Origin of the sequence: Mycobacterium pseudoshottsii JCM 15466 (assembly GCF_003584745.1) — a bacterium.
Classification (GTDB): domain Bacteria; phylum Actinomycetota; class Actinomycetes; order Mycobacteriales; family Mycobacteriaceae; genus Mycobacterium; species Mycobacterium marinum.
In genome coordinates this window covers 802,326-816,101 of record NZ_AP018410.1, presented here as the reverse complement: position 1 = coordinate 816,101, position 13,776 = coordinate 802,326, and the positions used below count along the sequence as shown (strand labels likewise).

7 protein-coding genes and 3 pseudogenes are annotated in these 13,776 nt (G+C 64.2%); 5 read left to right on the top strand and 5 right to left on the bottom strand.

The features are described 5' to 3' along the window. Positions 1–132: 132 nt before the first annotated feature. From MPSD_RS03725 to MPSD_RS31000, 3 genes and pseudogenes are all read left to right on the top strand, one after another. A pseudogene (locus MPSD_RS03725) lies at positions 133–777 on the top strand (hypothetical protein); the annotation flags it as partial. Positions 778–1,107: 330 nt separating this feature from the next. Next, positions 1,108–3,156: pseudogene (locus MPSD_RS31005) on the top strand (PPE domain-containing protein); the annotation flags it as partial. 172 nt (positions 3,157–3,328) lie between these two features. Next, the gene (locus MPSD_RS31000; RefSeq protein WP_232022744.1) at positions 3,329–6,517 is read left to right on the top strand and encodes a beta strand repeat-containing protein; all 3,189 of its coding nucleotides are present in this window, start codon (positions 3,329–3,331) and stop codon (positions 6,515–6,517) included. 27 nt (positions 6,518–6,544) lie between these two features. On the opposite strand, the gene MPSD_RS03715 is transcribed toward MPSD_RS31000, so the two are convergent. Genes MPSD_RS03715 through dnaK form a run of 4 tightly spaced genes read right to left on the bottom strand, consistent with a single transcriptional unit; the run spans position 6,545 to position 10,698 of the window. Then, positions 6,545–6,931 carry a heat shock protein transcriptional repressor HspR gene (locus tag MPSD_RS03715; RefSeq protein ID WP_012392599.1) on the bottom strand — a complete coding sequence of 129 codons (387 nt, stop codon included), beginning with the start codon at positions 6,929–6,931 and terminating at the stop codon, positions 6,545–6,547. After that, positions 6,932–8,122, bottom strand: a complete 1,191-nt coding sequence (dnaJ, locus tag MPSD_RS03710; RefSeq protein ID WP_020788855.1) for a molecular chaperone DnaJ — start codon at positions 8,120–8,122, stop codon at positions 6,932–6,934. 57 nt (positions 8,123–8,179) lie between these two features. Next, positions 8,180–8,833, bottom strand: coding sequence for a nucleotide exchange factor GrpE (gene grpE / locus MPSD_RS03705; protein WP_012392597.1), 654 nt, complete (start codon positions 8,831–8,833; stop codon positions 8,180–8,182). After that, positions 8,830–10,698 (bottom strand): molecular chaperone DnaK, encoded by a 1,869-nt coding sequence (dnaK, locus tag MPSD_RS03700; RefSeq protein ID WP_086085742.1) that lies wholly within the window; start codon positions 10,696–10,698, stop codon positions 8,830–8,832. Before dnaK ends, grpE begins: the two co-directional genes overlap by 4 nt. A gap of 342 nt (positions 10,699–11,040) precedes the next feature. Between dnaK and MPSD_RS03695 the strand changes: the two are divergent. Continuing rightward, positions 11,041–12,503, top strand: a pseudogene (locus MPSD_RS03695) (amino acid permease). 196 nt (positions 12,504–12,699) lie between these two features. After that, entirely contained in the window at positions 12,700–13,077 is a 378-nt protein-coding gene (locus tag MPSD_RS03690; RefSeq protein ID WP_020788859.1) for a PE family protein, read from the top strand. A 15-nt stretch (positions 13,078–13,092) separates the two neighbouring features. Here MPSD_RS03690 and MPSD_RS03685 read toward each other — a convergent pair whose 3' ends face one another. Then, positions 13,093–13,641, bottom strand: a complete 549-nt coding sequence (locus MPSD_RS03685) for a nucleotidyltransferase family protein (RefSeq protein ID WP_020788860.1) — start codon at positions 13,639–13,641, stop codon at positions 13,093–13,095. Between the last annotated feature and the right edge of the window lie 135 nt (positions 13,642–13,776).

Sequence of the window (13,776 nt, the reverse complement as noted above, 5' to 3'; positions counted from 1 at the left end):
AACGACGAACAGTAACCAACTCGATCGTTCTCCAGATAGCCCGTGCCTACACTCCGGCCCCAATAGCGCGGCACCAAAGATCATCAACCCAGCTCACAAGCCTGCTAATCAACAACGCCGGAGCCCTGGGTGCACTCCGACATCGACATACCGATTACCGGCGCGATCAACACCATCACCCAGGACATGTTCACCATCGCCGAATTCGAGATACCAATCAGTCTGGAGACCACGATCTGCCTGATCTATGTTCCGTTCGTCGGCTGTGTGCTGCACGTATCGGTCACCGTTCCGATTACCACCGAACACGTCGGGCCGTTCGTCATCGATCCCAGTGTGATCAACCCGCAAAGCCCGATAAACACGGCCATCACGGACACCATCGACTTCTCCGACGCGGGCACCGTCGGCCCCGCCACCTTCGGCTTCAACTGGCAGCAGAGCCCTGGATTCTTCAACTCGTCGGACACGCCGTCGTCGGGCTTCTTCAATTCCGGAGCCGGAGGCGCGTCGGGCTTGCTCAACGACGCCCAAGGGGCCGTCTCGGGGATCGGAAACGCCTTCTTGGAGAGTTCGGGATTCTTCAACGCGGGCGGCCCGGGACTGTCCGGCCTCCAAAACGTCGGCACGCTCGAATCAGGCTGGGCGAACTTCGGCAACTCGCTGTCGGGCATCTACAACACCAGCATTCTGAACCTGATGGCCCAGGCCTTTGTCTCCGGCTTGGGCAACACCGGCCATGAGCTTTCCGGCTTCCTGAACGACGCGATGGCGTAACGGCACCCGGACCCGCGATCGGGGACGTCGCTCAATCCACCTGCGGCACCGCCTGATCGGCCGCGCCTGCCGCAAGTTGGCCCAGCGGACAATTCGAGGTGCGGCAGCGGACAAAGCCGCATCGAATATCCCGCCGATTCCTGCCGAACCAATCCAAATCCAAAACGGACAAGACAAATCGGGCTAGCCTGGCCAGCAGAGAGTAGCCATTGGAAATTGTGAATAGGTTTCACATTTTGCTATGCGAATGGTTTTCGCATTTGCCGTGTGCGCGGGGAGTGTTATGAGACAGCTCGCCATCCGCCTAGTAGCGGCGAGTAGGCGTTTCCGATGAGTTTTGTGCTGTTGCCGCCGGAGATCAATTCGGCCCGGATGCACCTCGGTGCTGGGCCGGGGCCCATGCTGGCGGCAGCGACGGCCTGGGATGGGCTGGCGGCCGAGTTGTTCGCCGCGGCAAGTGCGTTCGGGGCGGTGACCTCCGGCCTGGCGGGCGGGTCTTGGCAAGGTCCGGCGTCGACCGCGATGGCCAGCGCCGCACAGCCCTATCTGGTGTGGCTGACCACGGCAAGCGCCCAGGCCGAGCAGGCCGCCAGTCAGGTCCGGGCGGCGTTGGCTTCTTTCGAAGCGGCGCTGGTGGCCACGGTCAGTCCGCCGGCTATCGACGCAAACCGCACCGTCCTGACCGCACTGGTGAATGCGAACGTGCTGGACCTGGCCGCGCCGGCGATCGCGGCCGTCGAAGCACAGTACGAGCAAATGTGGGCCCAGGACGTCGCCGCCATGCTCGGTTACCACGCCGGCGCCTCGGCGGCCGCCCCAGCATTGACGCCCTTTGCCGTGAGCGGATTGGTGCGCCAGCTTGGCAACGCCGCCGCCGCGAGCCTGGCCAGCGCGGCCCCGGCCAGCGCGGCGGTGGCCGCCGCCGCCGAGGCCGCGGTCGCCGACCCGGTGAGCGCGCTGGGCCTGCCCAGCTTGGGCCTGGCCGCCGCGACCCCGTTGAACCTGGGGGCGGCCAACGTCGGCACATCCAATCTGGGCTTCGGGAACATCGGTAGCGGGAACATCGGAAACGGCAATAACGGTGATGGCAACCTCGGTGGCGGCAACCTCGGCAGCTATAACCTCGGTTGGGGCAACCTAGGCGGCGCCAACCAGGGCTTTGGCAACGCGGGCAGCAACAACCAGGGCTTCGCCAACACCGGCAGCTTCAACGTCGGCTTCGGCAACACCGGCAGCAACAACATCGGCATCGGGCTCAGCGGTGACGGCAAGATCGGGTTCGGCTCCTTGAATTCCGGGAGCGGCAACATCGGGCTGTTCAACTCGGGCACCAACAACATCGGCTTCTTCAACTCGGGCACCGGCAATTTCGGTGTGTTGAACTCGGGCAGCTACAACACGGGCTTCGGCAACTCGGGTGAGGCCAGTACCGGGGTGTTCAACCCGGGCAACGCCAACACCGGCTGGGCGAACACCGGCAACCACAACACGGGCAGCTTCAACGCCGGAAACACCAACACCGGCGGCTTCAACCCGGGCAACCTCAACACCGGCTGGGCCAATACCGGCGATGTCGATACCGGCGCATTCATCTCGGGCAGCTATAGCAACGGCCTGTTCTGGCAGGACGATTACCGGCTGCTCGGCATCGATCTCAAGATCAACTTCGGCGGAACCAGCGGCGACTACGCCGTCAGCATCCCCCTGGACAACACGTTCAGCGCCACCGTGCCCACCATCACCACCCCGGGCACCACCATTCCCAAGCAGACCTTCCTCAACGGGGGATACATCGGCCCCATCACCATCCCATCGATCACGATCGTCGGTCCCCCGATCAATGCCACCGTGGGCCCCGCAACGCTGGATCTGTCCCTTTCCTATGACGTCAGCCCCATCCAGCTGCAACTTCTCTACATCCCGCCGACCACGGGGCTTGGGAACACGAGCTCGAGCCCGTCGTCGGGATTCTTCAACCAGGGCGACGGCGGCTCGTCGGGCTTGTTCAACACCACCTCCGGCCCGTTCGGCGTCTCCGGGCTGCTCAATTACGGCGATCTGGAATCGGGCGCGCTGAACTTCGGCAACACGATCTCGGGCATTCACAACACCAGTGGGCTCGAACTCGCGACCCTGGAGCCGGCCCGGATATCGGGAGTCGGCAACATCGGCAGCGATCTGGCCGGTGTGTTTCGGGACGGCCCGGACGCGACCACCTTCAACGTGGGCGTCGGCAACGACGGCGGGCTGAACTTCGGTAGCGCAAACATCGGCGACTACAACTTCGGCAACGCGAACATCGGCAACCTCAACCTCGGCAGCGCAAACATCGGGTTCGGCAACATCGGCGGCGGCAACGTCGGCGACTACAACCTCGGCAGCGGAAACCTCGGCAGCGCCAACATCGGATTCGGCAACGCCGGTCCCGGGTTGACGGCCGCCTTCAACAACATCGGCTTCGGCAACACCGGCGACAACAACATCGGCTTCGGCAACACCGGCAACGGCCAACACCGGCGGCGCCAACCAGGGCGACTACAACACCGGCTGGTTGAACCTGGGCGATTACAACACCGGACTGGCAAACGTCGGCAACGTCAACACCGGCGCCCTGATCAGCGGCAACTACGACAACGGCATCTTGTGGAGATCCGACTACCGGGCGCAAGGCGGCTTCAGCTACGCGATTGGCCTGGTGCCCATCACCACCAGCCTCAACCTCAGCGTCCCGATAGACATCCCCATCAGCGCCACCGTCGGCAACACCGTGATCGAGGGCTTCACCATTCCGGAGATCCCGATCGGCGCGTACGGAGTGGTCAGCGGCAACATCGGGCCGGAAACCTTCCCGACCATCACGATTGTCGGTCCAACGATAGACATCGGCGTGGGCGGGACACAGTCCGTGTTCACGCCCAGCTTTGTTGTCGACACGGGGCTGGTCCAGGCGATCGTCCTCGACCTGCCTTCTGGCCCGGGAGTCGGCAATTCGACCAGCGTCGAGTCGTCGGGTTTCTTCAACTCGGGTGACGGTAGCGCGTCGGGCTTCGGGAACGGGGGCGGCAGCAACTCCGGCTTCCTGAACTTTGCCACCGACAGTCTCGGAAACTCCGGTTTCAAGAACTACGGCACGCTGGAGTCCGGCATCGCAAACCTGGGCAACAACGTTTCCGGTGTGTTCAACACGAGCGCGCTGGACCTGCTGACGGCGGCCAATGTGTCGGGTGTTTCAAACTTCGGCAGCAACCTTTCGGGCTTCTTCCTCGCCGGTGACTCTGCCGATCGAATCTTCAACGTGGGTGTGGCCAATGACGGCAGTTTCAACATCGGCAGCGCCAACCTCGGCGACTACAACTTCGGTCTCGGCAACGTCGGTAACACCAACTTCGGCCCCGGGAACCTCGGCAGCACCAACATCGGCGGGGCAAACATCGGCGACACCAACTTCGGCTTCGGCAACATCGGTAACAACAACTTCGGCTTCGGCAACTCCGGCGCCTCGTTGACCAACGGCAACCACAACATCGGCTTCGGCAACACCGGTGACGGCAACATCGGCTTCGGCAACACCGGCGATGGCAACATCGGAATCGGGCTCAGCGGCGACGGTTTGCGCGGGTTCGGCGCCCTGAACACCGGCAGCGGCAACATCGGCCTGTTCAACTCCGGCACCAACAACATCGGCCTGTTCAACTCGGGCAGCGACAACATCGGCATCGGGAACTCGGGCATCGGCAACGCCGGGCTGTTCAACTCGGGCAACTACGACACCGGCGTGTTCAACGCGGGCATCGTCAACACGGGCATCGGCAACGCCGGAGACTTCAACACCGGAACCTTCAACGCCGGCGACGCCAACACCGGCAACGCGAATTCGGGCAGCTACAACACCGGCGGCTTCAACTCGGGTAACTACGACACCGGTTGGGCCAACACGGGCGATGTCGACACCGGCATCTTCATCTCCGGCAACTACAGCAACGGCATCCTGGCAAGGGGCGACTACCAGGGCTTGGTCGGCGTCCCACTGTTCGACATCGCCGCCGCGCCGGGCTTCGGAAACACGACCACCAGCTACTCTTCGGGCTTCTTCAACAACGGTGCTGGCAGCGGATCGGGCTTCTTCAACTCCGGCACCGACGTATCGGGCTACGGAAACCTGGGCGCGGTGCAATCCGGCCTGGCCAACTACGGCAACAGCGTCTCGGGCCTGTTCAACACCAGCAGCCTGGACACCGCGACGGCGGCCTACGTCTCCGGCGTCGGAAATGCCGGCGCCAACCTTGCCGGGTTGTTCCGGGACTCCGCGGGCGGCACCACCCTCAACGTGGGCTTCGCCAACCTGGGCGTCCTGAACCTCGGTGCCGCCAACGTCGGCGACTACCACGTGGGCACCGCAAACGTCGGCGGCATCAACTTCGGTGGCGCAAACATCGGCGACCTCAACTTCGGCGCCGGAAACCTCGGCAGCACCAACTTCGGCTTCGGGAACCTGGGCAGCAATAACTTCGGCTTCGGCAACTCCGGCGTCTCGCTGGCCAACGGCAACCACAACATCGGCTTCGGCAACACCGGCAGCAACAACTTCGGCTTCGGCAACACCGGCGACGGCAACATCGGCTTCGGCAACACCGGTGACGGCAACATCGGAATCGGGTTAAACGGCGACGGCTTGCGCGGTTTCGAAGCCCTCAACAGCGGCACCGACAATGTCGGCTTGTTCAACTCCGGCACCGGCAACGTCGGCATCGGCAACTCGGGCACCGGAAACTGGGGCATCGGAAATTCGGGCAACTACAACACCGGCGTCGGGAACACCGGCGCCGCGAACACGGGCATGTTCAACTCCGGCATCGCCAATACCGGCGTGGCCAACGCGGGCAGCTACAACACCGGCAACCTCAACGCCGGCGACATCAACACCGGCTCGTTCAACACCGGTGTCGGCAATACCGGCTACTTCAATGTGGGCGACACCAACACCGGAATTGCCAACCTCGGCGATATCAACACCGGTGGTTTCAACTCCGGCAGCATGAACAACGGCTTCTTACTCAGGGGCGACGAGCTAGGCCAGCTGGGCTTCAACTACACGCTCAATATCCCGACTCTGCCCGTGGACCTGGATATTTATGCCAACTTCCAGACACCGATCAGCCTCGACGTCGGTGGAACGACCATCCACAGCTTCGACATTTCAGCGTTCACCATCTCCGGAAAGTACGGCTACTCGTACAAGGTCCTCGGAATCAAGTTCAACTACCCGTTCAAGTATTCCTTCGACATCCCCGCGATCACGATCCCGAGCATCCAGATCGGCGGGTCCAGCCAGAACTTCACGGTGGGTCCCCCGGCTCTCAATACCACCATCAATTTCGATGGCGGGCCACTGAACATCGCGGTCGACATGGACCCGGCGCCGGGCTTCTTCAACTTCACCAACAACGACTCGTCGGGATTCTTCAACTCCGGTAAGGGCTTCACGTCGGGGCTTGGCAACATCGGCGGCTACGACTCGGGTTTCCTCAACGGCAGCATGGATCCGTTCGGCTCCGGAAGCAGCCAGACCTCGGGCGTCTACAACTTCGGCGAGCTGCAATCGGGCCTGGTGAACGTGGGCAACACCGTCTCGGGCTTCTTCAACACCAGCAAGGTCAAAGACGCCGCAGCTTACATCTCGGGCTTCTTCAACACCGGATCCAACCTCTCCGGGTTCTTCAATACCGACACCGGGCCGTAGCCCGGCGGGGTGTGGCGGAAAGCCGGCTCAGCGGGGCCGGCGCGGCTGCCACACGACCAGCGCCGTGCTCTTGGGCACCAGCGCCACCTCGCGGCGCTGCTTTGCCCGCATCGTCTCGAGCTCGTCGGCCATTTCCTGCAACCTCGACTGCAGCGCCTCGACCTGGTTGGTCAGCTCGATGATGCGCTTGATGCCCGCGAGGTTGACCCCCTCTTCCTGAGAGAGCTGCTGAACCTGACGCAGCAGATTGACGTCATGTTCCGAATAGCGGCGCCCGCCACCGGATGTCCGGCGCGGGCTGACCAGACCAAGCCTGTCATAGGTGCGCAGCGTCTGCGCGTGCATTCCGGCCAGCTCCGCCGCCACCGAAATCAGAAACGTTCGGGCTTCCCCTTCTCTCGAGTTCTTAGCCATCTAGCGATTACCTGCCCAACCGGCCCTGGGATCGAACCCACTGGACCGCTCGGCCGCCGCGTAGGCTTCCAGCGCCTCCTTGGCAGCCCCTTCCAAATTCGGCGGGACGGCCACCTTGACCGTGACGAGCAGGTCGCCGCTACCTCCGCTGCGTTTGGGCACGCCACGGCCGCGAACCCGCAGGATGCGCCCGTCGGCGGTGCCCTGCGGCACCTTGACACCGACGCTGCCGTCCAGCGTTGGCACCGAAAGCGTTGAGCCCAAAGCTAGTTCGGTGAAGCTGACCGGAACCGTGACGGTGAGGTCTTCGCCGTCACGGCCGAAGACCTGGTGCGGCCGCACGTGCACGGTGACATAGAGATCTCCCGACGGTGCACCGCGCAACCCGGCCTCGCCCTGCCCGGCCAACCTGATCCGCTGCCCGTCCTCCACGCCGGGTGGAATCCGGACATTGATGGTGCGGGTGCGGGTCGTGACGCCGGTGCCTTTGCACTCGTCGCAGGGGTGCTCGATGATCGAGCCGCTTCCCCGGCAATCGGTGCAAGGTTCGGAGAAACCGAACGCGCCCTGGTTGCGGTTGACCACACCCGCACCGTTGCAGTTGGGACACACCTTCGGGCTGGTGCCCGGCCGCGCGCCACTGCCGTGGCAGTTCGTACACGGCGCCGGACTGGTCAGCCGCAGTGGCATCGCCACGCCTTTGGCTGCCTCCACGAAGTCCAGTTCGGTCTCGGTCTCCAGGTCGTTGCCGCGGCGGGGCCGGCTCGGACGAGCGCTGCCGCCGCGTCCGAACAGGCCGCCGAACAAGTCGCCGATGTTGGTGCCCCCGGACCGGCCGGCGGCGTCGAACAAGTCATTGAGGTTGAACTCGGCGCCATCGGAGCCATATGCGGCCCCCCCTGTGAAGCCGCCGAAGCCACCCGTGTCGAAGCGGCGGCCCCCGAATCCGCCTCCCGCAAAGAGCCGACGAGTCTCGTCGTACTCCTTGCGTTTGGCCGGATCCGTGAGCACCTCTTTGGCCTCGGATACCGCCTTGTAGCGGTCCTCGGCCGACTTGTTCCCCGGGTTGCGGTCGGGATGATTCTCGGCGAGCAGCTTGCGAGCCGCCCGCTTGATCTCTTCAGGTGCGGCGTCGGAGGAGACGCCCAACTCCTTGTAGAAGTCCTTCTCGACCCATTCACGCTGGGCCATGCCGCGTCACCTCCTTACCTTCATGTCCATTTTTTGTTGTCGTCCTGATTCTGGGCCCTATTCAGCTGGGGCGTCGGCGTTATCGGCGGTGTCGGGTCGCCCGGCTTCGCCGCTATCGGCCGGCTGCTGAGTGGATCCCGCTTCGGAGGTGTCGTCGGCAATCGTTTCGACGACCGCGACCAGCGCGTTTCGCAACACGTGCTCACCGAGCTGGTAACCCTGACGCATGACGGTGCCGATCACCGGTTTGGCGTCCTGCCCGCCGTCGCCCTCGTGTTGCACGGCCTCGTGGAGCACGGGGTCGAAGTCCTCGCCCTCGGCGCCAAACGACTTGAGCCCCAGCCCGGTCAACACACTCATCATCTTGTCGGCGACCGCCTTGAGCGGACCGGAATCCAGGTCCCCGTGTTTGCGCGCCCGTTCGATGTCGTCGACGGCATGCAGCAATTCGCTGACCACCGAGGCCTTGGCCCGATCCGCGGCGGCCTGCTGATCGCGCAACGCCCGCTTGCGGTAGTTGGCGAAGTCAGCCTGCACGCGTTGCAGATCGGCGGTCAGCTCGGCGACTTTGGCGGCCGAACTGTCCGCGCCCGCCGGAGGCGTCCCTCCCGGCGTATCGCCGGGAGGGACGTGCCGGACTTCACCGGTCTCGGGATCGACCCGCCGCTTGTCGGTAACAGTTACCTGTTCCTGTGGATTGCCCTCGCTCACTTGGACTCCTGGTCGTCGTCGACCACCTCCGCGTCCACCACGTCGTCGGCGCCGGGCTCGGCACCGCCGGGTTGGCCGCCGGGTGCGCCTGCAGCCGCCGCGTCAGCCTGGGTGGCTTCGTAGATGGCCTGCCCCAGCGCCTGCGACTCCTGGCCGAGCTTCTCCATCGCCGACTTGATTGCGGCAATGTCGGTGCCGGCCAGCGCCGACTTGGCTTCCGCCACGGCTGCATCCACCTTGTTGAGCGTGTCCTCGGGAACCTTGGACCCGCCCTCGGCTTCGCGCTGTTCCTTGACGAACTTCTCCGTCTGGTAGACCAGCGTCTCGGCCTGGTTGCGGACGTCGGCTTCCTCGCAACGCTTGTGGTCCTCGGCGGCGTGCGCCTCAGCGTCCTTGATCATCCGGTCGATCTCGTCCTTGGACAGGCCCGAGCCTTCCTGGATTCGGATGGTGTTCTCTTTGCCGGTGCCCTTGTCCTTGGCCGTGACGTGCACGATGCCGTTGGCGTCGATGTCGAAGGTGACCTCGATCTGGGGCACACCGCGCGGGGCCGGCGGGATGCCGGTCAGCTCGAAGGACCCGAGTAGCTTGTTGTGCGCGGCGATCTCGCGTTCACCCTGATACACCTGGATCTGCACCGACGGCTGATTGTCGTCGGCGGTGGTGAAGGTCTCCGACCGCTTGGTCGGGATCGTGGTGTTGCGCTCGATCAGCTTGGTCATCACGCCACCCTTGGTCTCGATACCGAGCGACAACGGCGTGACGTCCAGCAGCAGAACGTCTTTCACCTCACCCTTGAGCACACCCGCCTGCAGCGCGGCGCCCACGGCAACCACCTCATCGGGGTTGACGCCCTTGTTGGGCTCCTTGCCGCCGGTGAGCTCCTTGACCAGTTCGGTGACCGCCGGCATACGGGTCGAGCCGCCGACGAGCACCACGTGGTCGATGTCGGACACCGAGATGCCGGTGTCGGCGATGACCGACTGGAACGGCTTGCGGGTGCGGTCCAGCAGGTCTTGCGTGATGCGCTGGAACTCGGCGCGGGTCAGCTGCTCGTCGAGGAACAGCGGGTTCTTGTCCGCGTCAACGGTGATGTAGGGCAGGTTGATCGAGGTGCTCTGCGAGCTCGAGAGCTCGATCTTGGCCTTCTCGGCGGCTTCCCGAAGCCGCTGCATGGCCATCTTGTCCTTGGTCAGGTCGATGCCGCTGGTGCCCTTGAACTTGTCGACGAGCCACTCGACAACGCGGTCGTCCCAGTCGTCGCCGCCCAGGTGGTTGTCACCCGAGGTGGCGCGCACCTCAACCACACCCTCGCCGATCTCCAGCAGGGAGACGTCGAAGGTGCCACCGCCGAGGTCGAAGACCAGGATGGTCTGTTCCTTCTCGCCCTTGTCCAGGCCGTAGGCCAGCGCGGCCGCGGTCGGCTCGTTGACGATCCGCAGCACATTGAGGCCGGCGATCTGACCGGCATCCTTGGTGGCCTGACGCTGGGCGTCGTTGAAGTACGCCGGGACGGTGATCACCGCGTCGGCGATGTCCTCACCTAGGTAGGCCTCGGCGTCGCGCTTCAACTTCATCAGCACGCGGGCACTGATCTCCGGCGCGGTGTACTTCTTGTCATCGATCTCGATGGACCAGTCGCCACCCATGTGGCGCTTGACCGAGCGAATAGTCCGGTCGACGTTGGTCACCGCCTGGTTCTTGGCGGGCTGGCCGACCAGCACTTCACCGTTACGAGCGAACGCCACGACGGACGGAGTCGTCCTAGAGCCCTCAGAGTTGGCGACGACGACAGGGTCGCCACCTTCTAGAACCGCGACGACGGAGTTGGTGGTCCCGAGGTCGATACCGGCCGCACGAGCCATAGTGATTCCTCCTGAGTAGGTAGATCTTGTTACTGCACTATACTGAGTGAACCCCGCTCAAGCCTGCTCCGGCCGCAGCAAGGCTGTCAACCTCAAGGTTGAGTATGGTTCGCTCAACTTGTCGAACATGTTAACGCCGGTCCTTCGCGTCTTGTTCCCGGGGGTACGCACTCCCCCATCCGGCCCGCCGCAGCGCATGGTCGGAGTGAGCCCAGATGGCGAAATGTTCCGTACCGGTTAACGCTGGGCCATCAGCGCAATCGTGCGCTAGCCTGACACCCATCCGTTGCTTGGGGGTGTTCGCGTCGACGCGTTCCGGGAAGCCATGACAGCAGGAGCTTGATGCCACCGCTAGACACCGCCGCGACCGCGAGACTCACCCGCGAAGACAGGGGCTATCACAAGTCCCTCAAGAACCGCCAGCTGCAGATGATCGCGCTCGGCGGGGCGATCGGGACCGGACTCTTCCTCGGCGCGGGCGGTCGGCTCGCATCCGCAGGACCCGGCTTGTTCCTGGTCTACGGGATCTGCGGCTTCTTCGTCTTCTTGATCCTGCGAGCCCTGGGCGAACTCGTCCTGCACCGCCCCTCGTCAGGATCTTTCGTGTCCTACGCCCGCGAATTCTTCGGCGAGAAGGTGGCCTTCGTCGCGGGCTGGATGTACTTCCTGAACTGGGCCATGACGGGGGTCGTGGACACCACCGCGATCGCCCACTACTGCCATTACTGGAAAGCGCTGCAATTCGTCCCGCAGTGGACATTGGCGCTGGTCGCGCTAGTGAGCGTGTTGTTGATGGACCTGATCTCGGTCAAGCTCTTCGGCGAGCTGGAATTCTGGGCAGCCCTGATCAAGGTGATAGCGCTGGTGATATTCCTGATCATCGGGTCGATCTTCCTAGCGGGAGGCTTCCACGTCGACGGTCAGGAAATCGGGCTAGGGCTGTGGCGTAGCCACGGCGGATTCTTGCCGACCGGCCTGGTGCCGCTGGTGCTGGTCACTTCTGGGGTGGTGTTCGCCTATGCCGCCATCGAATTGGTCGGTACCGCCGCCGGAGAGGCGGCCGAGCCCGAGAAGATCATGCCGCGTGCGATCAACTCGGTGGTGTTCCGCATCGGGCTTTTCTATATAGGGTCGACAGTTCTGCTGGCCCTGCTGCTGCCCTACACGGCTACCGCGAACACGTCAGCCCGTTCGTGACGTTCTTTTCCAAGGTCGGAATTGAGGGCGCGGGCAGCGTGATGAACATCGTCGTGCTCACCGCCGCTCTCTCGAGCCTGAACGCCGGCTTGTATTCGACGGGCCGGATCCTGCGATCGATGGCCATCAACGGCAGTGGCCCTAAATTCACCGCGCCGATGTCGAAGAATGGGGTGCCGTACGGCGGAATCCTGCTGACCGCCGGGATCGGCATGTTGGGCATCGTGCTCAACGCCGTCAAACCCAGTCAGGCCTTCGAGATCGTGCTGCACATCGCGGCGACGGGGGTGATCGCCGCCTGGGCCACCATCGTTGCCTGCCAGCTGCGCTTCCACCGGTTGACCATCAGCGGCGTGCTGCAGCGGCCGAGTTTCCGGATGCCGTTGTCCCCCTACAGCGGCTGGATCACGCTGGCTTTCCTGGCGAGCGTGCTGATTCTGATGCTGTTCGACGAGACCTACGGTCGCTGGATGCTGGCCGCCATCTTGGTGGGTGTCCCCGCGCTGGTCGGCGGTTGGTATCTGGTTCGAAACCGGGTAAAAGTGGCCGCCCGCGATACCCTCGAACCGGCCCAGCCGGAGAGTGGTCACACCGGTTTACCCATGTGATGCCCGCTGGGCTCCACCAGCCGGCACGTCCGTCGTGGCCACCGCCGGTAGACACGGGCATCCCCGCAACGCCGAAGCCGCGCCCACCGACGGCGCGGGGAATATTTGACCTTGGCAAGAACGCGAGCGCCCGCGGCGTCATCGGCTAACTGGCGACCTATCGTGATTTCGTCGACATGATCGACGGGAGATCGTTATGTCGTTTGTGGTTGCCACGCCGGAGATGTTGGTGGGGGCGGCGACGCAGATGGAGCGCATCGGCTCGGCGCTGGGCGCGGCCAATGTGGTGGCGGCGCCAGCGATCACGAGCGTGGTCGCCGCCGCCGAAGATGAGGTTTCGGCAGCCATTGCGTCGTTGTTCTCCGAGTGCGCCCAGGCTTACCGGGTGGTCAGCATCCATGCAGCGGAGTTTCATGGCTCGTTCGTGCAGGCCGTGAAGTGCGCAGCGGAACGGTATCAAGCCGCTGAGGCCGAGTTCTACGCCCTGCTTGCGACCCGGCAAGCCGAGCGCGCGTCCCTTCCGAGCCCGCAACCAGACCCCAATCACGCCAGCCCCGCCGGTGGCGGCGGCTAGCGCCCACGAACCAGGTCAGACGGGTCGGTCAATGTCGCTGCCGCTGGCCAGATCAAGACAGTCAACGTTTTCGACGTCTCGCCGGGCAGCCAGGTAGGCGGCCGCGCCATGGTCGCCGGTCATGCGGGCCAGTATCTCCGGCCAGTGACGGCGGGCGATAACGACGGGGTGGCCGGGGCGATCCCCGAAGTACGCCCGCGCCAGACCGCTACTTGATCCCAACGCACGACCAACAACTCGTGCTACTACCGCCGCATCGACATCGGGTGTATCGATCACGTGCAATACGGCGTAATCGGCCTTCATCCGGTCGGCCTGCACCAAGCCGGCGCGAACCGACGCACTCAGGCCCTGCCGCCAATCCGGGGCGGTGACGGCGGTGACGCCCGAGGGAACGGCCGCCGGGGCCGCGCCCAGCACCACCACCACATCGGCACAACCGCCGCCGCGCAGCGCGGCCACCGCGGTCTCCAGCCAACCCTCAACCAGAACTTTCGGCTTCCCGTAGCGCCGGCCGGCCCCCGCGGCCAGCAACACCGCTACGACGCGGGTCAGCTCGCACATCGCCGGCGACTGTCAACTCCGATCACCACCACACCGCCCATGATGTCATCGCGCCCCCAACCTGCGACGGCACGCGCAATGGCGACTATCGACTACGGTAACAACACTCTCCTATGATGACATTGATCTTCTCAT